The sequence below is a fragment of the Petrotoga sibirica DSM 13575 genome, from assembly GCF_002924625.1.
In the GTDB taxonomy this organism is placed as follows: domain Bacteria; phylum Thermotogota; class Thermotogae; order Petrotogales; family Petrotogaceae; genus Petrotoga; species Petrotoga sibirica.
This window is the reverse complement of sequence record NZ_JAHC01000016.1, coordinates 169,707-191,263: the sequence shown is the minus strand read 5'-3', so window position 1 is coordinate 191,263 and position 21,557 is coordinate 169,707. Positions and strand designations below refer to the sequence as shown.

18 protein-coding genes are annotated in these 21,557 nt (G+C 34.9%); 13 read left to right on the top strand and 5 right to left on the bottom strand.

Features of this window, described 5'->3' with window-relative positions; genetic code table 11:
• Positions 1-31: 31 nt before the first annotated feature.
• The 9 genes from AA80_RS04480 to AA80_RS04440 all read left to right on the top strand — a co-directional run bounded on the left by AA80_RS04480 (position 32) and on the right by AA80_RS04440 (position 11,242).
• Positions 32-466: an Asp23/Gls24 family envelope stress response protein gene (locus tag AA80_RS04480; protein ID WP_103876617.1), complete on the top strand. Its 435-nt coding sequence runs from the start codon at positions 32-34 to the stop codon at positions 464-466.
• A complete protein-coding gene (nusB, locus tag AA80_RS04475) occupies positions 438-893 on the top strand; it encodes a transcription antitermination factor NusB (RefSeq protein WP_169960598.1) in 456 nt (151 codons plus the stop codon). Before AA80_RS04480 ends, nusB begins: the two co-directional genes overlap by 29 nt.
• Before the next feature lie 63 nt (positions 894-956).
• Entirely contained in the window at positions 957-2,795 is a 1,839-nt protein-coding gene (dxs, locus tag AA80_RS04470; RefSeq protein WP_103876615.1) for a 1-deoxy-D-xylulose-5-phosphate synthase, read from the top strand.
• A gap of 21 nt (positions 2,796-2,816) precedes the next feature.
• The gene (locus AA80_RS04465) at positions 2,817-3,335 is read left to right on the top strand and encodes a hypothetical protein (protein WP_103876614.1); all 519 of its coding nucleotides are present in this window, start codon (positions 2,817-2,819) and stop codon (positions 3,333-3,335) included.
• On the top strand, positions 3,329-5,662 hold the full coding sequence (locus AA80_RS04460; RefSeq protein WP_103876613.1) for an endonuclease MutS2: 2,334 nt from the start codon (positions 3,329-3,331) through the stop codon (positions 5,660-5,662). Before AA80_RS04465 ends, AA80_RS04460 begins: the two co-directional genes overlap by 7 nt.
• Before the next feature lie 17 nt (positions 5,663-5,679).
• Positions 5,680-7,767, top strand: a complete 2,088-nt coding sequence (pilM, locus tag AA80_RS04455) for a pilus assembly protein PilM (protein ID WP_103876612.1) — start codon at positions 5,680-5,682, stop codon at positions 7,765-7,767.
• Positions 7,745-8,104 carry a holo-ACP synthase gene (gene acpS, locus AA80_RS04450; RefSeq protein WP_103876611.1) on the top strand — a complete coding sequence of 120 codons (360 nt, stop codon included), beginning with the start codon at positions 7,745-7,747 and terminating at the stop codon, positions 8,102-8,104. The genes pilM and acpS overlap by 23 nt, the downstream gene beginning before the upstream one ends.
• Positions 8,105-8,118: 14 nt before the next feature.
• On the top strand, positions 8,119-10,125 hold the full coding sequence (gene ligA, locus AA80_RS04445; RefSeq protein ID WP_103876610.1) for an NAD-dependent DNA ligase LigA: 2,007 nt from the start codon (positions 8,119-8,121) through the stop codon (positions 10,123-10,125).
• Entirely contained in the window at positions 10,112-11,242 is a 1,131-nt protein-coding gene (locus AA80_RS04440) for a hypothetical protein (protein ID WP_134079987.1), read from the top strand. The genes ligA and AA80_RS04440 overlap by 14 nt, the downstream gene beginning before the upstream one ends.
• Positions 11,243-11,269: 27 nt before the next feature.
• Here AA80_RS04440 and AA80_RS04435 read toward each other — a convergent pair whose 3' ends face one another.
• Both AA80_RS04435 and AA80_RS04430 read right to left on the bottom strand, forming a co-directional pair.
• Positions 11,270-12,286, bottom strand: a complete 1,017-nt coding sequence (locus AA80_RS04435; protein WP_103876608.1) for a 6-phosphofructokinase — start codon at positions 12,284-12,286, stop codon at positions 11,270-11,272.
• 37 nt (positions 12,287-12,323) lie between these two features.
• Positions 12,324-14,306, bottom strand: coding sequence for a sodium-translocating pyrophosphatase (locus AA80_RS04430; RefSeq protein ID WP_103876607.1), 1,983 nt, complete (start codon positions 14,304-14,306; stop codon positions 12,324-12,326).
• A gap of 291 nt (positions 14,307-14,597) precedes the next feature.
• On the opposite strand from AA80_RS04430, the gene AA80_RS04425 reads away from it, so the two are divergent.
• Genes AA80_RS04425 through AA80_RS04410 form a run of 4 tightly spaced genes read left to right on the top strand, consistent with a single transcriptional unit; the run spans position 14,598 to position 17,485 of the window.
• Positions 14,598-14,999 carry a Fur family transcriptional regulator gene (locus AA80_RS04425; protein WP_103876606.1) on the top strand — a complete coding sequence of 134 codons (402 nt, stop codon included), beginning with the start codon at positions 14,598-14,600 and terminating at the stop codon, positions 14,997-14,999.
• Between the two features lie 48 nt (positions 15,000-15,047).
• Positions 15,048-15,935 (top strand): metal ABC transporter substrate-binding protein, encoded by an 888-nt coding sequence (locus AA80_RS04420; RefSeq protein ID WP_103876605.1) that lies wholly within the window; start codon positions 15,048-15,050, stop codon positions 15,933-15,935.
• Complete coding sequence (locus tag AA80_RS04415) at positions 15,925-16,674, top strand: metal ABC transporter ATP-binding protein (RefSeq protein ID WP_103876604.1); 750 nt, start codon at positions 15,925-15,927, stop codon at positions 16,672-16,674. The genes AA80_RS04420 and AA80_RS04415 overlap by 11 nt, the downstream gene beginning before the upstream one ends.
• On the top strand, positions 16,667-17,485 hold the full coding sequence (locus AA80_RS04410) for a metal ABC transporter permease (RefSeq protein WP_103876603.1): 819 nt from the start codon (positions 16,667-16,669) through the stop codon (positions 17,483-17,485). The genes AA80_RS04415 and AA80_RS04410 overlap by 8 nt, the downstream gene beginning before the upstream one ends.
• A 106-nt stretch (positions 17,486-17,591) precedes the next feature.
• On the opposite strand, the gene AA80_RS04405 is transcribed toward AA80_RS04410, so the two are convergent.
• The 3 genes from AA80_RS04405 to AA80_RS04395 form a co-directional block, all read right to left on the bottom strand.
• Positions 17,592-18,695 carry a DUF5655 domain-containing protein gene (locus tag AA80_RS04405; protein ID WP_103876602.1) on the bottom strand — a complete coding sequence of 368 codons (1,104 nt, stop codon included), beginning with the start codon at positions 18,693-18,695 and terminating at the stop codon, positions 17,592-17,594.
• Between the two features lie 93 nt (positions 18,696-18,788).
• Positions 18,789-20,411: a cobalamin-dependent protein gene (locus tag AA80_RS04400; RefSeq protein ID WP_103876601.1), complete on the bottom strand. Its 1,623-nt coding sequence runs from the start codon at positions 20,409-20,411 to the stop codon at positions 18,789-18,791.
• Entirely contained in the window at positions 20,408-21,493 is a 1,086-nt protein-coding gene (locus AA80_RS04395) for an NAD/NADP-dependent octopine/nopaline dehydrogenase family protein (RefSeq protein ID WP_103876600.1), read from the bottom strand. The genes AA80_RS04400 and AA80_RS04395 overlap by 4 nt, the downstream gene beginning before the upstream one ends.
• Positions 21,494-21,557: the final 64 nt, after the last annotated feature.

Here is a 21,557-nt window from a genome sequence, read left to right as displayed (position 1 = left end):
GTAAAATATTAATCCTAAGGAGGGAAAAACAATGTCTTTGAACGAGGAAAATGATTTTGGAGAAATTAGTATTTCAGAAAATGTGTTAAAAGATTTAGTTTTCAAAAGTGTAGAAGATTATATGAAAGAACAAAAGGTCTATAACGAGAAAATTCAAAAAGATTTGCAAAAGAGTATAAAAATTACAATTAATGATGATTCCAGTGTTAGTGTTTCGTTAAAGGTACCCGCTAAATACGGTGAAAACATCGTTGAATTTTCTAAAAATATTCAAAAAGCTGTTAAAGATGATCTTGAAAGAATTGCAGAGGTCTATATCTCAAACATTGACATATCTATTGAAAATCTTGTAAAACCCGAAGAGTTAGAAGAATACGAAGAAATAGAAGAAGAGACCTTGGAAAATGAAGAAACCCCTGAAAGTGAAGAAAAGGAGGATGAAGAGAAAAGGGAAAAGAATGAGTGAAAACATATCAAAAAAAAGGATGATGAGAAAGTTAATTTTTGAAAGCCTTTTCCAACTATCGGTAAAGGATGTGAAGTTGGAAGATATATTATTCACTTTTGAAAAATTAAACGAAGGGGTACGATTAGAAGAAAGTTATTATTTAGAGGCTAAACAATACATTGAAGATATTTATAAAGATAAAAATGAGTATGATGAGTTGATTAAAAAATATTCAGTTGATTGGTCAATAGAAAGGATAGGAAACATCGAAAAAACAGTGATGAGGATTTTTATCTACGAACTAATAAACAAAAAAGAGATACCTGTCAAAGTAATATTAAATGAATCCACGGAGTTAACCAAAACTTATGCGACACAAAAAGCCGCTGCTTTTGTTAACGGTATTATGGATAAGATTGCACGTTCTCAAGCATCGATTATGTAGAGTCACAAAAATTGAAAGGGGGGAAGTATAGATTTTGAGTAACTAAAAATCTATATAAAATGTATGGCATCACCAAATACTCCTCTGTATAAAGCACTTAAGAACATGGGCTACAAGGAATTAGAAGAAATAGCCCATGAGATTCGAGAGTATATTTTCAACGTTGTATACAATAACAATGGTCATCTTGCCTCAAATTTGGGTGTTGTGGAATTAACTATCGCATTGTACAGGATATTTGATCCACTAGAAGATGTTATTATTTGGGATACCAGTCATCAATCTTACGTGCATAAACTTTTGACAGGTCGTTGGAAAGATTTCAAGACCATACGGAAAAAAGGCGGATTAAGTGGATACACAAATATCTACGAATCACCAGCAGATAGATTTGGAGCTGGGCATGCGGGGACCTCTATAGCAGCTTCCGTAGGTTATGCGCTATCTGATAAAATAAAAAATAGGAAAAGGAATATAGTTACTGTTATTGGAGATGGAGCCTTAGGTTGTGGAATGGCTCTTGAATCGTTAAATCAGTTGAACTATCAAGATGCAAAGGTGAAGATAGTTCTAAACGATAACAACATGGCTATTTCAAAAAATGTAGGAGCAATTTCCCGATTGTTGAACAACTTTAGAATAAAAAAAGAATATACCCAAGCAAAAGAAATTTTAAAGAGTTCTTTGGAAGATTCGTCCGTTGGTAAGGATGTAGAATCAGTTTTAAAGAAAGTCAGAAACGCTTTAAAATACTCTATATACGATACACCAGCATCACTATTTGAAGAGTTAGGAATCAAATATTATGGACCAGTTGATGGACATGATATCAAAAAAATGGAAGAGTTTTTGGGATTTATTAAAGATTATGATGAGAAGTCTGTGATACTGCATGTTGTTACCACCAAAGGTAAAGGTTTCGAAGAAACTGAAAAATCTCCAACTAAATTTCATGGTGTATCAAAAAAAGAAGTGAACAAAGTCTCTTACAGTAAAATTGTTGGACATACGTTATCCCACTTAAAAGATTATGAGTTTTTAGCTTTTACGGGAGCCATGGCCGATGGAACTGGATTAAATATCCTTCAAGATATATGTCCTGACAAAGTAATTGATATGGGTATCACGGAACCAAGTATAGTTACTACTGCGTCTGCTCTATCTTTAGGTGGAGTTTTGCCTGTTGTTGATATTTACTCAACTTTCATGCAAAGAGCATTTGATTCACTTATTCATGATGTTGCCTTACAAAAGACACCGGTTCTATTTTTGTTAGATAGGGCGGGTTTGGTTGGAGAAGATGGTCCCACGCACCAGGGAGTTTTTGATATCTCATATACAAGGTTAATTCCAAATGTAGAAATCTGGACCCCTTTAAACGCACAAGATTTAGCTAATATGATTTATACTTCTGTAATAAATGGTTTGAAAAAACCTAGATTTATTAGATTTCCAAGAGATGGAGAAAAAATAGAAATACAAGATATACTCGACAACCTTCAAATAGTAGATGGAGAATGGAAATATTTAAAAATGGCTGATTCAGGGATATACGCTCTTGCTGTTGGAACTATCTCTCAAAATGTTTATGAAGCTCTGAAAGATTATAATATTAATATAATCGGAGTACGAAGCGTCAAACCTTTAAATGAATATTTTTTGGAAATATTGGAACAAAGAGCCGAATATATCTTTGTTTATGAAGAGGGTAGTTTAAAAGGTGGTTTCAACGAAGATATATTCAAACTGAGAATTAAGAAAATTTACTCATTTGGTGTGAAAGACGAGTTTGTTTCTCATGCCACGAGAGAAGAACAACTAGAAGAGTGCGGCCTTTCTATAGAAACTATAAGGGATAACTTTGAAAAAATCGTCTCTAAGGTTAAAATACAATCATCTTAAAAATAAAAGGGAGAGTAAAAAATGATAAAAAATAAACTTTTTTTAGTACTTTCCATATTCTTTATCATAACTAGCGTTACATATGCTTTTGAGTTATTATTGACCCCTTCTTATTCTTACACGCTTAATTCAACAGGTGATACAAGCATTCAACAAAGTTTAGACTACACCGGCGGAAGGATTTCTTTTTTAGTTCCAACACAAGATAGTGAAGAAATCTCCTATGGCCCTTATTTAGGATTTTTTTACAATTACGAATTATTAGATAGTTTACAAAATATAGAAGATGTTGGAATTTCTTTAGGGTTGAATATGAAATATACAACCGGTATAATTGGCAATTTAGATTTCTTGGTATCCGCCTATGGAGGCGTTCACACGGAAGATTATTTTAAAACCTTTAAAACGGAAATACTTATTAATGGAGGTATCAGCTACAACAATTTATCTCTGTCTGTTGGTTACGAGACCAGGTATTACCAAGGCGACCTAACGGTTAATTATCTACCAATCTCGTTGGGAGTGAGTTTTAAATTTTAGAAAAAACCTACAAGGATTTGGAGATCGAAAAAATATTAAATTTTGTTGCATCCTATAGTCATACCGATTATGGTAAAGAGTATTTTTCAGAAAATGTAAAAATGTACGAAGATCTAACAGAATTAGACCGAGAAGTGAATATTTCTCGTGTTTTTTTTGATATGGCAATTAAAGGTAAATTAAAAGATTTGTATGGTTTAAGTTATATCCCTTCTATAATGGAAAAGATCAGCAACAAGGAAAGTATCGAAGGTAAAGAATTCAGAAAGATTGGAGAGTTTTTGGAAGACGGTTATGCCATTCATAAATATTACAGCGGTATAAATGATTTGCTAACTGATAAGTTATCAGATTACAAACCTCTACTTGATTTAAAGGATCAGATCTTTAAAGTTTTTACTTCTGAAGGAGAAATTAAAGATAACGCCTCGATAGAATTAAAAAGAATAAGAAACGGTATAAACACTGTAAAACATCAATTAAATGTAGAATTCAACAAGATAAAAAGTAAGTATATTAAATACCTTTCTTTAGACCAGCCCCTGGAAAGAAATGGAAGGTTATGTATAGCGTTAAAAAGTGAAAATAGAAATGTTATAAAAGGTATTACCGTAGGAAGATCCGATTCCGGTGCTACTTTGTTTGTAGAGCCAGACACCATTATAGAACTGAATGAAAATCTGATGGATTTATTCTCACAAGAAAAGAACGAAATCAGTAGAATAATCTCAAATTTGACTTTTGAGCTTCAAAAAAACAAATTTAAAATAGAAAAAAACATAGAATTGATAGAATATATAGATGCCAATATAGCAAAAGCTAGATACGCCAAAGATATGAATGCTGTATTCACTCTACCCCAAACTACTAAAAAGATTCTTCTCAAAGAACTAAAACACCCATTAATACCAAAAGAAAAAATAGTCCCCATAGATGTTGAACTTGATAGAAACGGGATGATAATAACGGGACCTAACACTGGGGGTAAAACGGTTTCTCTGAAATCAATTGGATTAGCCTTTTTTATGGCTCATTCCGCTTTACCAGTATTAGCTTTAAATGCTGAAATACCTTTTATAGAAGAAATTTACACGGATATAGGGGACCAACAGGATATATCTCAAAATTTAAGCACTTTTTCAGCACATTTGCTGAACTTAAAAAATATACTTGAAAACGTCGATGAAAAATCCCTTGTATTGATAGATGAGTTAGGAACTGGAACCGATCCTATTGAAGGAGCTGCCTTAAGCAAAGCCATTTTGAAGTACCTATTGATGAAAGGACCAATAATATTTGCCACTTCACATCTATCTGAAATTAAAACATTCTCTCTGGAAGAAGAAAAATTACTCGCTGCTTCTATGTCATTTGATATTGAGACACTTAAACCTACATACAAACTAATGATAGGAGTGCCGGGAGCTTCACATGCAATTGAAATAGCCGAAAGACTGGGGATTGACCCTCAAATAATAGAAGAAAGTAAAAGAAATCTCAGCGAGGAATTTTCACAAAGTGAAAAAGTACTCAGTAGATTAGCTTCTATACACAAAGAATACGAAGAAAGTATAGAAAGGATTAGGAACAAAGAAGAAGAGATCGGCAAAATGAAAAAAGAGTACGAAGAAAAACTTCAAAAATTAAAGAACAAAGAAATAGAAAGTCTCGATCCCGAGTTGTATCAACTTAAAGAACAGATAAAAAAGATGAGAAGCCAAATTCAAAACGTATTAAAAGAAATCAAGCAATACAAAGATCAAATCGATCTACAAGAAATCAGCAAAAAATTAAAAGAATCCGAAAATATGGCCTCACAACTTGAAAAAATTAAAAAAACGTTATCTCAAAAACAAAAAGGGCGAAAAATTGAAAGATCTAAGATAAAAGTTGGAATGAAAGTAAAAACCTCTAATAATATTAAGGGGACGGTAAAAAGGGTGACAAACTCAAAGATAACCGTTCAAATTGATGGTTCTCCCATAGAGATAACTTATAATCCAACGGAAATTGAACCTATAATTAACTCTGATAAAGATAAAAATGAAGAAAAAAGAATTCAAGTTAAAATAGATCAAAAGAAAAATATGAACACTGAATTAGATGTTAGAGGTTATTCAGTAAATGAAGCTATACCAGAAATAGAAAAATTTATTTCTGATTTAATAAGTTCTGGGATAAAAGAAGGAAGAATAATACACGGAAAAGGAACAGGGAAACTAGCTATAGGAATTTGGGATTATCTAAGAAAATCATCTCTAATTAAAGATTTCAAAATCGCCCGAAGTGAAGAAGGGGGAACAGGGGCGACAGTAATAGAAGTTTAAATAATGGGGGAATGGAAATGATCTTTGGACTTGATATAGGTACAAGAACCCTTGTAGGGACATTGGCAGAATATGATGAAGAAACGGAAAATATAATCATCAAGCATTTTGCAGAAGTTGAACACGAAAATAGAGCTATGCTTGACGGACAAATTCATGATGTAAACAAGGTTGCAAAAGGGGTAGCCAAAATAAAGAAAAAACTGGAAGAAGAAAGTTCCATAAATCTTTCCGAAGTTGCCATCGCCATAGCTGGTAGATTTCTAATCTCTTCAATAGGTTCTTACAGCATTGATATTTCAACTTATGGTTACTTAGACAATGAAACAATCAAAAAAATGGAACTTGAAGCCGTTAAAGCATCTACAGAAAAATTAAACTACTCACAAGAAATGTACTGTGTAGGATACTCCATACTTTACTACAGTCTTGATAATCAATGGATTAAACATCTAGAAGGGCAAAGAGGTGACAAAGCAAAAGTAAAAGTTTTGGCAGCTTATCTACCAAAAAATGTTGTAGAAGCAATGATGTCTGTGTTGGATAAAGTAGGATTAAAACCAATCCATGTTACATTGGAACCGATAGCTGCCACAAGTTTAGTTGTACCTGAGGACTTGAGAAACCTGAATGTTGCAATGGTAGATGTGGGAGCAGGAACAAGCGATATATCCATATCAAATAAAGGGGTAATAACAGGCTATGGAATGGTACCTTTAGCTGGAGACGAGATAACAGATACTATATCTCAACAACTTTTAGTGGATTTTAAAACCGCGGAAATGATTAAAAAACAATTATCTCAAAGCGATGAAATTACATACAACGATATTTTGGATAATCCTCAAGTTATAAGAAAAGAAGAAGTAATCGAAATTATCACACCTGTTATAGGCAGCATAACAGATAAAATAGCTAAAGAAATATTGAATTTAAACGGGAAACCTCCTGTTGCTGTGATGGTAGTAGGTGGTGGAGGAAAAGTACCAACTTTCACCGAAAAATTAGCCGGCAAACTTGGACTTCCCAAAGAAAGGGTATCTTTAAAAACTACCAAAAATTTGGAGAATATCATTTTTGAATCAAAAAGAATGGAAGGTAGTGAATACATAACTCCTTTAGGTATAGTAAATGTTGCACTGAAAAAACAGGGTAGTGTATTCAATACTGTTAAAATAAACGGAAGAAATGTAAATATGTTAATCATAGGCAAAGACATGAACGTTTTACAGGCGTTACTACAATCAGGTTATTCTCTAGACAAATTGGTTGGATTACCCTCCCCAGCGATAGCTTTCGAACTGAACGGAAAATTACAGATAAAAAAGGGAAATATGGGTGAGAAGGCAAAAATAACAATAAACGGAGTATCTGCAGATATACATTCTCCCATCAAACCAGGAGACCATATTGAAATAGAACAACCCAAGAACGGCGAACCTGTCAATTTGAAATTGAAAGACGTGATTCAACCCATTGAATTTTACTTAAATGGAGAACCCAAAACCACTTATCCTGTAGTAATAAAAAATGGTGAAAAAGTAGAAAGCTTAGAAGAAGAGATCAAAGATGGAGATAAAATATTTACAACGCCTTCAAAAATAGAGGATGTATTTAAAAATTACAACGAGAAAATTTTCTTCACAATAAATAACCTTCCATATGAAGTCCCTGTGGGTACGATCATCATGAAAGGCGAAGAAATCTTAGATAAAGATTATCAAATAAAAAATGGAGATCTTCTAAAAACAAAAGCCATAAAGCTTCCTAAGATAAAAGAATTCTTGGGTATTGAACCCGAAAAGATGAAAGTATTCTTAAACGGGAAAGAGGTTCATTTAAACAAAGAAGAAATAATTGTATCCTATGACGGGAAAGTTGTGGATATAGAAGCAGAAGTGGCTAATGGAGCGAATTATTCTATAAAAAAAGTAAAAAAGGATGTTCAATTAATCGATGTATTTTCACATCTTTCCATAAACATTGAAGAAATACAATCATATGAAATTTACTTAAACGAAGAAAAAGTTGAAAGCTTTCTACAAAAGATTGAACCAGGAGCGAATGTGAGGTTGTTAATTAATGATCAGAGGAATAGGAATTGACATTGTAAAAGTCGAAAGAATCAACGAAAAAAACGTCCAAAAAATTCTTTCTAAAAAAGAAAAAGAAGTATACGATACTTTTAAAGGGCAAAAAAGAAGAAAAGAATATGCAGCCGGTCGTTTTGCAGTGAAAGAATCATTAATTAAATGTTTCAAAAGGTTTATTCCTTTCTCGGAAATTACCGTGCTAAACAAACAAAGTGGAGAACCTTATTTAGCCGAAGAATCGGTGAAATATCTATTCGAAAAGTTTGGAGGCAACGGAACCATACACATATCTATAGCCCATGAAAGAGAGTATGCCGTAGCAACTGCGGTCGTAATAGATGAAGAATAAGGGGGCACTGTAATTTGTACATACCAAAAAATATAAAAGAACGATATGAAAATTTAAAATCAGAGATAGAAGAACATAACTACAGATACTACGTATTGGCAGATCCTATTATTTCCGATCAGGAATACGATAAGCTATTTAAAGAATTGGTAGAGCTTGAAAAAAAATATCCCGAATTGAAAACTCCTGATTCGCCTACTCAAAGGATCGGGGGGATCGTTGTTGAGGGATTCAATAAAGTCAACCATTCGATACCGATGTTATCTTTAGATAACACCTACAACGAAGAAGAAATCTTAGAATTTCACAAAAGGGTTTTGAAGAACTTGAACTCAAACCATGTTGAGTACTTCTGTGAACTGAAGATAGATGGAGTATCGGTAGCTTTAAGGTACACTGATGGACTATTAACTCAAGCTATAACCAGAGGCGATGGAACTACAGGGGAAGATATCACGCAAAACGTAAAAACCATCCCCTCTATTCCCTTAAGATTGAGAAAAGATCTAACCATTGAGGTACGTGGGGAAATATACATGCCAAAGAAAGAATTTGTGAGAATAAATTCTGAAAGGGAAGAAAAAGGGTTACCTGTTTTCGCTAATCCCAGAAATGCCACAGCTGGCACTTTAAAACTTCTGGATAGTACAGAGGTGGCAAAAAGGAAGTTAAGCTCTTTTATGTATTACGTTATTTCCCCTCAAAATTACAATTTACAGACACAAGAAGAAGCGATGAATTTTCTGAAAGAAGTTGGTTTCAGAATCAATCCTAATTACACAAAGGTTGAAGATATTGAACAAGTCATAGAATTTTGGAAAGAATGGAATCGAAGCAGAAAGGAATTAGAATACGAAGTAGATGGAATAGTAGTCAAAGTGAACAGTTTTGAATTACAGAGAATCCTTGGAGAAACCACTAGATCCCCACGATGGGCAATTGCCTTCAAATTTGAAGCCGAACAAAAAGAGACTAAGTTAAAAGCTATAAAGTTTCAAGTTGGAAGTACAGGGATAATAACCCCCGTTGCGGAATTTGTTCCTATACAACTCGAAGGAACAACGGTAAAAAGGGCAAGTTTGCACAACTTTGACTATATAGAGGAAAGAGATATAAGGGAAGGCGATTACGTATTAATTGAAAAAGCTGGAGGGATAATACCACAAGTTATAGGCCCTATTAAAGAAAAGAGAACTGGGGAAGAAAAAATAATCCAACCCCCTGAAAAATGCCCTGTATGCGGTGGAAAAGTTGGAAAAATTAAATCTTCCGAAGTGGCAATAAGATGTTTGAATCCCTCTTGTCCAGAAAAGCTTTTAAGAACGTTGGAAAATTTTGTTTCAAGAAACGCAATGAATATTCAAGGACTTGGACCAAAGATATTGAAAAGAATCGTAGAAGCAGGCTTAGTTAAAGATATAGCAGATCTTTATTATTTAAACGAACAAAAAATTAGAACTTTAGGGGAAGGTATAGGAGACAAAACAGTAAAAAACATCTTGACCCAAATAGAACAATCCAAAAATAGAGAATTGTACAGATTAATTAACGCTCTTGGGATACCAAATGTTGGTTTAAAAACGGCGAAAGATCTTGCTAATCATTTTAAAAATTTAGACAGTTTAATAGACGCAAAATTCGATGAACTTGTTAAAATAGAGGGTATTGGTGAAGATATAGCAAATGCAATTCTTAAGTTTTTTTCACAGGAAGAAGTTAAAAAGATTGTTAAAAAACTAAAAGATGCGGGAGTCAACACGGGCCAAAAAGAAGAAGAAAAATCAGAAGGGCCTTTAAAAGGTTTAGTTATATGTCAAACCGGTGCACTTTCTAAAATGACAAGGCAAGAATTTGCTGAATACGTTGAATCTAAAGGTGGTACCTTCTCTGAAAACGTAACGAAGAAAACGAATATCCTAGTTGTTGGAGAAAACCCTGGTTCTAAATTAGATAAAGCTCAAAGTTACGGAATTACTATAATGAGTGAAGAAGAGTTCTTTGATAAATATGGAGAAAGTTAGAAAAATAGTAACGCTTCAAATATTAGTACTTATCTTCATTTTTTTTAATACGAAGGGCTTCTCTGAGATAACGACAAACGAAGTTTATCTACTATCTTCAATATACGCAGGAAAAGATTTTACAAACATAACACCTTACCCAATAAATTCAAACAATGAGTTTGAAGCTTACCCTGGTTTCTTCTACAAATCTTTTGATCCCCTGTGGTTGATTGGTGGAATATTTGAAACCAATTGGTCAGATCTGGAAAGAGGGGTATATCTATCTGACTCATTGCCATATGTTACTGGGTTCATGGGTGGATACGATGCAGGAAGTATGAGAATTGTATCAGGAATGTACTTTTTCGATCCTTACTTAACTGAAGATGAGTTAGAAAGGCAAAAAGATACCTCTTTTGATACTAATTCCGACAGAGTTGGATTGGAAGATTTTGGGTATTCTGATCCTTCAAAAACCTTGTTTATACACAGATTAGAATTTAATCTTTGCGATAGAGTTAGACTTTCTTTGAACGAACTAAATTTGATCGGTGGGAAATATCCAGACCTTTCTGATGCTAACCCTTTTGGTATAGCTCATAACAACCTTGGTGAAGGATTCTCAAATAATATGTTGGGAGTAGATGCTTCTATCATTCCTACCAAAGGATGGCAAATATACGGGCAGTTTGCAATGGACGATTTTGTAGTACCCGAAACTGAAGGGGGAGCAACAGGTTACAAACCAACCGCATTCGCTTGGGGATTAGGAACAAGATTAGTTGGTAAAACTTCGAAATACTACATATCTCCGAAGATAGAGTATTATAAGGTTTACACTTGGATGTACAACCAATGGGCACCTTACTTAAAGTACACCGCCAAATATAATGGAGAAGATATCCCAATAGGCTTTGACTACGGAAACGATATGGAAGGTTACTTAATAGGATTGGATATCGCCAATGAAACAACCAGATACAAAATTATCTTCGAACACTACCTCAAAGGTGAAATAAACTTAGCAACACCCTACGATGATGAAAGAAAAACAGATGTGGAAGGTTGGCCCGGCCCGTATGGAGAAACAACGCCATTGATCAAAATATCCTTTTCAATTGAAGTAGAAATATAGCGGTGCAAGAAGCACCGCCAAATATTTTTAGAAAAACAATCTACCCATCTCGTATAATTCTCTACTTATCTCTTTATTCTTCAAAATTTCCTCCGTAAAGGGTTTTTCCACAACATCAAAACCATCCAAACCTAAAGCCACGTTAGATTTTCCTTTTTTAACAGCCTCTATAGCAGTTACACCGAATTTAAAAGCCAAGTATCTATCAAAAGATGAAGGAGTTCCTCCTCTTTGTAAATAATCCAAATCAACGGTTCTACATTCAACATTTTGCAGATTAGATTTTATATACTCTGTGACTAATTCTGCTGGTTTCATGTATTGACGAACTTTGGGATCACCTATTATATTTTGAACCTCTTCGGGGAGTTTGACTTTTTCTTCTACTACGACTATGGAAAATCTTCTACCTGCAGAATATCTTCTTTTAATATTTTCAACCATATCTTTAGGGTCTAATTCGAACTCTGGTACTATTATATAATCTGCACCACCTGCCATTCCACCAATTGTGGCCAACCATCCTGCTTCGTCTCCTCCGGTTTCCACAACTATTACCCTATGACCTGCACTGGCAGTGGAATGAAGTTTATCTAATGCATCTGTGACGATCTGTAATGCAGTTAGAAAGCCAACACTAAGATCCGTCCAGTATAGGTCGTTATCAACGGTGGCGGGTATTATTATCGAAGGTATGCCTTCATTAGCCAATTTTAAGGCGATATTTGCTCCGGTATGGCCTGTTAACAATATCAGACTAGTTATTTGATATCTTTCAAAGTTATTTTTTAACTTTTTCAAATCGTCTGGATTAGCAGTAGGATCATATTTTGAAGAGCCCAAAATTATTCCACCTTCAGGCAATTTACCTGAGACATGTTCTTTGGCAAGGATTGTTAATTTATCTTCAACAAGACCCATAAAACCGTCGTAGACACCAACGACTTCGACATTCTCTTCGGCGCCTTTTACGATGAGTGCCCTGATTACGGCATTTAAGCCTGGACAGTCTCCACCAACATTCAAAACAGCGACTCTTTTCATTATATACACCTCCAAATTTTAATTTTAACAAAGAGTTTCACTCAAAAATTCTAATTAAAATAGGAATAATCACTATAGAAACTATAGACATAAGTTTTATTAAAATATTTATCGAAGGTCCTGCTGTATCTTTTAAAGGATCCCCCACGGTATCTCCTACAACAGAAGCCTTATGTGCCAAAGACCCTTTTCCCCCGTATTTTCCTGTTTCTATTAACTTCTTAGCGTTATCCCAGGCACCTCCAGAGTTGGCCATGAATATCGCTAACATAACGCCTGAGCCTGTTGTTCCTGCTAACATTCCTGCAACAGCTTGCTTGCCTAATAACAGATAAATAATTATTGGAGCTATTACAGCGATTAAAGAAGGAAGTATCATATATTTCAAAGCACCATCGGTAGCTATCTTTACACACTTACCGTAGTCTGGATCAGCTTTTCCTTCCATTAATCCAACAATTTCTTTAAATTGCCTTCTTACTTCTTCAACCATAAGATTTGCAGCGTTACCAACTGCTTTCATTACCAAAGAGGAAAACAGAAATGGAAGCATAGCACCGATTAACAAGGCGGTAAATACATTCGCATCATTCAAATCAACTATGGAAATATTTGTTAACTGCAAATAAGAGGCGAACAAAGCCAAAGCTGTTAAAGCAGCGGATCCTATTGCAAAACCTTTCCCCATTGCCGCGGTTGTATTCCCTACAGCATCCAACTTGTCCGTTCTTTCTCGGACGTAAGGTTCTAAATGAGCCATTTCCGCAATTCCGCCGGCATTATCGGCGATAGGGCCATATGCATCGATAGATAAACTCATACCCAGTGTCGAAAGCATTCCAACAGCTGCGATAGCTATTCCAAAAAGGCCGTAAAAGTAGAATGAAAGTACAATAGCTGTTCCTATTAAAAGAATTGGTAAAAGCGTTGATTCCATCCCTAGAGCAAGACCATTGATAATCAGCGGAGCAGAGCCTGAAGGAGCACTTTTAGCAAGCTCTGTAACGGGTTTTTTTGCAGTGTAATATTCTGTAACGCTCCCTATAAGAATTCCAACCACCATACCCATAATAACAATTAAACCTGAATAAAAATTCCCGAAAACTATTTTCGATAAGAAAAAAACAACTATAGCTTGAAGAAATGATGTCAGATATGTACCAAAGTGAAGGGCCTTTTCGGGTTCAACTTCCTTTGTCGTTTTGATGTAGTAATTAACAAAAATAATACCAAAAATTGATAATATCAAACCTGATGAAGCTACAAAAAACGGAAAAAGTGCCCCCTTAAATGAAAAAGCGATGCTTCCTAACACTGAAGCAGAAAAGATCGAGCCTACGTAAGATTCGTACAGATCGGCGCCCATACCTGCAACATCCCCCACATTATCTCCCACATTGTCAGCAATGACCGCTGGGTTTCTTGGATCATCTTCTGGAATATTTGCTTCAACCTTACCAACCAGGTCAGCCCCCACGTCAGCGGCTTTGGTGAAAATTCCTCCTCCCACTCTTGCAAAAAGCGCTACAAAAGATGCACCCATAGCATAGCCACTCATTAATTCAGTATTTCCTTTGCCAAGGAAGAATATACCTCCCAATCCCATTAATCCTAAAGAGGTAACAATCATTCCCATAACCGCGCCACCATTAAAAGATACAGTCAAAGCATCTTTTAAGGTGCTAATCGCTGCATTGGTTGTCCTGGCATTGGCTCTGGTGGCTATTGACATCCCTAGAAAACCTGATAAAACCGAAAATGCCGATCCTAAAAGAAAAGACAAAGCCATTTTATAAGAGCTTACAAGCCACAAAAAAGCAGCGAATAAAAATATAACAACAAAAAGGATTCTATATTCAGAAAATAAAAAAGATCGAGCACCAACTTGAATTATTTTTGAAAGTTTTTGCATTTTTTCATTTCCAGGAGATTTTTCTAAAATATTGAACACCAAAAAAACGGTAAAGATCAATCCGATAAACCCAGATATAACCGATATGATTTGAGAAATAGCACCCATACTTTTCCTCCTTCTGAGATCTGGCCTATTGCATAGAGAAGCTCTAAAACTATAGATAATGCTACTTCACTCTCCTCCACGATAAGAAACAGAGGGGGTTCACCGTAGGTAGTCATAGAACTTAAGTGAAAGACCATGTTTAGTTTTTTAGATTATACCATAAAAAAACTTGACATTTTAAAGTTTTTACTATATAATATTTGTGCAAATTAATTGCAAAAACAAATCGTTTGCATTTATGCTTTTAACAGTTTAACATCATTCATGTTTATCCCAAGAGGTGAACTTTATATGAGAAACACAAAAGCTCGCAGAGACATTTTAGGTATTTTAGAAGAGTATGATTATCCACTCAACGCCGAACAAATTTATGAAAAGCTCAACGAAGATTACGATAAATCCACGATTTACAGAAACTTGAAAAATTATGAATCAAATGGAGACATTAAATCCATCGTTTTTTCAGACAAAATCAAATATTTTTTTAAGGGAAAAGGGCATTTTCATTTCATATACTGTACAGAATGTAAGAAGTTTGAAAGGTTTGATCTATGTTATTCTGAGCAGATGAGTAAGTATATAAAAGAAAGATTAGGCTTCAAAGTTTTGACTCATACGCTTTATTTTGAAGGAATATGTAAAGAATGTCAGAAGATTACCGAAGACGGTCAATATGGTCATCTCAATCAGTAAAAATCGTTCAAAGTATTACTAAATATAAAAAAGTAGGTGAGAGAAGGCATGAAGAAAACAATCTTAACAACCATTGTCTTATTAGTTTCATTTTTAGTATTCGCTATAAACGTTTCAACGTCGATACTACCCTATTACTATGTAAGTAAAGAAATAATTCAAGAAAAAGGTCAAGTGAACCTTGTCGTTCCTCCAGGAAAGAGCCCACACACATACTCGCCAACACCAAAAGAACTAGTGCCTTTGTACGAATCTGATGTTTTAATTACAAATGGTTTAGCTTTAGAAATTTTTATCTCTAATCTAACCAAGAATCTGGAAAAGCAGGGCGTGAAAATAATTCAAGTGTCGGATTACATCCCAGTTGAAGAACTTATAAGTATGAACGGGACTGACGAAGATCATGACCATGGAGAGTTTGCATACAACCCGCACATTTGGTTAGATCCATATATTATGTATACCTACATCATTCCAGGCTTGGCAGAGGTTTTTGGAGAATTAGATCCTGCGAATAAAGATTACTACGCCCAAAACGCTGAAAGATATATAAACAGATTGATTTTGCTTGATAACTACCTTGTTGAAAAAGCGAAGGTCATCGATGGTTCAATATTTACGCGTCATAACGCCTACGATTATTTCGCAAGAAGGTACGATATAAACATTGCTGGTGTAATTCAACTCTCTCCTGGGGTCGAACCAACTCCAAAGCAGTTAGTTGAATTAACTAATGTTGCTAAAGAGAAAAACGTAAAAGCTATTTTCAATGAACCTCAGCTCAGCGACAAGGCTGTGAGTGTCGTAGCTGAAAACTTGAATTTAAGTATAGGGGTTTTGGACCCTTTAGGAAGTGTAGAAGGTGTTTTCGATTTAGAATCTCTATACGTATACAACTTATTTGAAATCATCCGGGTGGTGAATTATGGCTACTGACCCATTAATATCCGTTAAAGATTTGAATTATTCAGCTGAAAATAACAATATACTGATCAATATATCTTTTGATATATACAGAGGAGACTTTGTAGGGATAATAGGACCTAACGGAGCTGGTAAATCAACCTTAATAAAAACTCTAATCAGAGAAATCGAAGATTATACAGGAGAAATAAAGATAAACGGGAAAATTGGGTATGTTCCACAATCGGAAGAAAAAGAAAGAGATTTCCCTATCAAGGTATATGAAGTTGCTTTAATGGGTTTATACAGTGAAGTTGGTCCGTTTAAGAGGTTTAAAGAAGAACATTATGAAAAAGTTAGAGAAACTCTCAAACTTCTACAAATTGACCATTTATACAACAGGCTAGTAGGGAAATTATCTGGAGGAGAGTATAGAAGGTTGATGATGGCAAGGGCTTTAGTTTCCGATCCTGATATATTAATACTGGACGAACCTGAAGCCAATATCGATAAAGAAGGACAAAATATATTGTATAGAACTCTTAGAGATCTCAAGCATGATAGAAACATGAGTATAATTTTAATAAGTCACGATTTGAACATGATTTTCAAAGAAACAAACAAAATTATGTGTATGAACAAAACATTGCACTGTCATAAAAACACTGCTGATCTTGATATCAATGATTTGCGAACTTTGTACTCTAAAGACTTTGAATTGTTTATCCACGTCAATGAAAAGATGAAGGTGGTTAGCAATAAAGATGATTGACATTCTAAGTTATCCTTTTATGAGATACGCCTTAATTGGTGCTATTCTTTCAGGTTTTGGTAGTGCGTTGCTATCAAATTTCATAGTCCTAAAAAAGATGGAGTTTATTGGAAATGGAGCCGCCCATGTGGCGTTTGGTGCCATAGCTTTCGCACTTTTCTTTGGATTGAATATGAATTTATTGTCTATAATAGTCGCCATCATATTTGCAATAGCTATAAACCAACTGGGTAAAAAAGAAGGGGTACAAGAAAATAGTGTGATAGGAATGCTCTTATCGCTTTCTATGGCTATAGGGGTAATTTTACTTTCATTCAAAAAAGGATACGTCCCTGAAATAGACAGTTTTCTATTTGGGGACGTATTAATGATAACTCAACAAGATTTGATTTTATTGGGAATTTTTGACTTATTTATTCTTTCTATGGTTATTTTCTTAAACAAGGAACTTAAATATTACTCATTCAATCAAAGATTAAGTAAAATATTTGGAGTACCTACAAACATAATAAATTTAGTATTTTTAATGATCACGTCCGTTACAATAGTTGTTTCCGTTAAAATAATAGGGATCATACTGATAACTTCTCTACTTATAACCCCTGGTGTTATAGCAAAGCTTTATGCAAAAAGTATAAACCAAATGCTGATAATATCTGTAATAGTCGGTGTTTTTTCATCTGTTCTGGGTATTTTTTTATCTTATTACTTAAACGTTCCATCAGGCCCAATGATAGTCCTGACACTGTTTCTAATATTTCTGATTGCATATCTTTTAAGAAAAACAGTTCTAAAGTCTTTTGCTCAGTAAACAGTTTTTAATTTTTTACTTTAAGTCACATCTTGCACTATAAAGAAAATATTCTGCCCTTTATCATAATATTTTTTCATTGGACAGACTAAATACCTTTTACAAGTCATTTTGATTTGTTCCTTTCAAATGATTTTTGTATTAGGCTTTTGGCATTTTGAAATCTTTGAAGACTATCGATTGTTAACTCAAAATCTCCAACTCCCAAGTGCCCAATATTTGATACATCACGAACATATTCAGCTGGACTCTCTAAATCCGAATAATTCAACTTTAACAAAACACGAAGTCCACTTTTATGAATACGAACACAACAAAAAATGTTATTACCATGTTTGTATTTTATATAGTGTTTAAGGGTTTCTCTTTGAACTATTTTTGGATCAAGTTCTCTACAAAATTTATCAAGTGTCTTAAATAATTCTACGACTTCTTGCGGTTTTCCATTTAAGTGATGCTCTTCATTATACTCTTTTACTTTAGATTCTGATGAAGGAACTGGCTTTTTAGTATATCTATAAGTTGAAGGTATTTCTGTTTCCGATGGTTGGGACCAAAGCGTCTTGAGGGCTTTCTTGATTTGAGCTGGTTTGATGGAGTCGTCCTCCAGGGTTGAGCGTATAACCTTAATTAATGTGTTTGGAGGATCCATAAAGAGTTTATCTAAAGCTTTTCTTATCTTTCCTGTTGTAAAGATTTGTTCACCAATCTCATCAAGCACACCTTTAGCCATTGAATCACGTGAGAAACGTGCAAATTGTTCTGCAACTTGTTGAATCGACATTCCTTCTGTTTCTTTTGGATCAAGAGAAATTTCAAAAAGTAGTTTTTCCGGGGCCTCTGTCTTTTCGGTACTATGGTAAACCTTATAGTTAATACCATTGGTAAGGATACACCATTCCACACCCGCATTGGCAGCGTAACCAACTACCTGAGTAATAGCTTTGACATCTGTAAGTGGATCATTTAAGGCTTTCGCTTCAATGAATAAGACAAGCCTGCGGTTTATTTTGGCAGCATAGTCAACAGACTTTCCATCAATAGTGGAATACTCAAGTTCCACTTCATCCGGATCTCTTATATCCCACCCGAGAGCTTCGAGTAATTGATCTATAAATATTGTTCGCGTTGGATATTCTTTAAGACCATGCTTTCGGTACCTATTCAGTTTCATACGAAGATCTTCAATACATTTAACTAAAGTATCCATTTTTGTCAGCTCCTAATGTTCCTGCTAATTTTTTTACACTCCTCTCTTAGATAAACTTGGATAGGAGATTAGCGTGAAGATATAAAGTACCATTTACTGTCTTCCAAAGAGTCTTTCAGCTTCTCTCAGCACTTCACCGTTCTCTTTCACAGCTTCGTAAGCTCCGTTAATTACAGCCGATTTTATTTCCCCTTTGGCAGCAGAGTTGCCTTGTAACCCAACTGCATCTAAAATTCCTTCTTTTACCGCTAAATAGAGAGTTTCTGGGTCAGCCAAAGGATCCTCTTTTTGAGGGGAGATACTTTTAATTTTTTCTATTATGACCATAGCTTCTTCTTTCAATAAATTTACCCTTTCTTTGATCTCAGGATCGCTGGCAAAATCAGGTAAGCCTCGAGATGCCAAAGAGTTCGCCCTTTTTACCATTTTTACACTTTCTATTATTTCTTTTGAAGTTGCCCTTTTCATCGCCTCACAGTACGCTACTACGTGGATTATATGTGGTTGCAAGTAAGATGAATAAAACATAGAAGAAACAAGTTGTCCCATAGCGCTGTTGGGGTCGGCTGGAAAAGAAAGAAGTCCAGTTCTTACCATCCTGTAAGGTGTAAAGGTTTCATCTTTTAGCGTTTCCACCAGTTCTAATTTGGCTAAAGACTTAGCTATATCCATCTTTGGAGATAACTTTGGGGGAGTGTTCATCATATATTGTTGAACATACCATCTTACCCCAAGTTTTTTAGCTACATAAGCAGCTAAATAAGTAGTTGCGACTGCTAAAATGTCGTGGGCGTATCTTAGTTCCCATTGGTGAGCGTCGTTAATTTCTACCGGGATACCGTTCTCTGCGTTCCACTTTATTCCTTCCATATTTTCTTTTATCGCATCTAATAAGTTCCTTTCAGACCTTCTATCAATTTCAGAATACCAAAATATGGGTATCGCTGCCCATGCGTTGTTGACAGTTCTTTTTAGAACTTGCGAAAATTCGACCATGTGGTTGGTTCCAGAGTAACATCTTACTAAAGGATAATTGCCTCTTCTACTTGCCTCATACATGGCAACAAAGTCTTTTTCATTTCTAATGGGTGCTCCTCCTGCTCCGTCCTGGTTGGGGTCCATCTTTTCTTGCTCGAAAAAGTATTGTTGGCAGTTTTGATCGGGTGCCAAAGAGATGATATCCAAAAGTTCGGATTCTGCAAGTTTTTTTATCTCCTCAATGGTTTCTTCCATTGTTTGAAGTCCAATATGGTGCCTAATTAGCGGATATGGGGATTTAAATTCAATCCTTTCGGCTAAGGTAGAGGGGAAATTTTCCTCTTGTTTATATTTTATTTGACCTCTTAAAAATAAAACGACATCTTCTTCTTCCTCTGAACCATCAAAGATTTTTTTAAAGAAGTTGTATTTTCTTGCAACCTGTGAGGTTTCAATCGTTCCTCCGAAGATAAAATCAATCTTTTCATAATTTTTTAATTTTTTTGCCTTTTCTATAAATTCTTTTATAAGATTTTCGAAGGCGTCAGCTCCCAAACGGTAACTTATTGAAACAATATCTGGGGATTCTTCCTCTACCTTTTTAATAATTTTCTCAATTGGGACAGCTCCACCTAAGTAAATAACCTCATACCCTTCATTTCGAGCTAATTCCAAAAAGTTTAATATTCCTGCTGTATGTACGTCACTTCCCATAGAAGCACCAAGAATCCTTTTCATGATTCTCCCTCCTCAACAAGTCTTATTATGTCTTCTATGCTCATTCCTTCTAAACCTAAATCTTTTACGGTTCTACCTTCTTTCCAGAAATTTTTTTCCATCATTATATTAGCAAGATTTATGATAGAATCAATTACAGGTGTTTTCACACCATATTCTTCTCCAAAAGATGAGATGGGTACAAGACTCATTGGAAGATCTTCCAGAATATACCTATTATCCAACGTTGGGGGTGCATATATGCCTCTATAACCAACATTGTTTCTAATAGCTTCGTATAAAGAGTTTCCTCTTACATCGTATGCATAGTTTAGCCAATCCTTTGCTGTCATAGGTTCCGCATTAAAAAGCTCCATAACCTTACATCTTTCTTCATCTATATTTTCCAAAACTTTTGCTACAGAAGGGGAGATCCCTTCGAAGTAGAATTCAAACTTTCCTGCCATTGTTTCAACCCTTGCTGCATTCAGTATTAATGTTGCCGGGTGAAAAACAACGCCAATATTGTTAAAACTTGTGTAAATTACATTCTTAACTATTTCAAACTCTGGTATTGCATTACACAGTACTTCTTCTAATTCTTCATTTCTGGTGGCGGGTAGTGCAGAAACAGGAACGGCATTTTTTATTCTAAACACTTTAGCTACTCCAGGATTGGACATTCTTGAGGCAAAAATGAAAGTTTGAGCTTCGGCTAGTATAACGTCTTTTTTCACGTTCTCTTCTTTCAATACATTTTTGAATTCTAGTGCACCACCTGTTCTACCAGGATTTAAAACTATTATTTGGCCATCTTCTAAATATGGGGCCATCCTCTTTGCTATCTCTTTATGCGCAAAGGCCGGAACAACTACCATAATTAACTTTCTTCCTTTTATTGCTTCTTCCATATTTGTTGTGGCAAAAGATATATGATACTCACCAACTACTTGACCTTCTATTTTTATTGAATGTGAATCTATGATGGGAGATATTCTTCTTTTTGATCTATTAAAGAGAGATACATCGAACCCTTTCATGGCTAAATATCCCGCTAATGCCTGACCTCCATTACCCGCTCCAACCACCGCTATCTTAACCATATGACCACCTCCATATTATATTTTTCCGTGTGGATATGTAATATAAAAAAAATAAATTAATTAT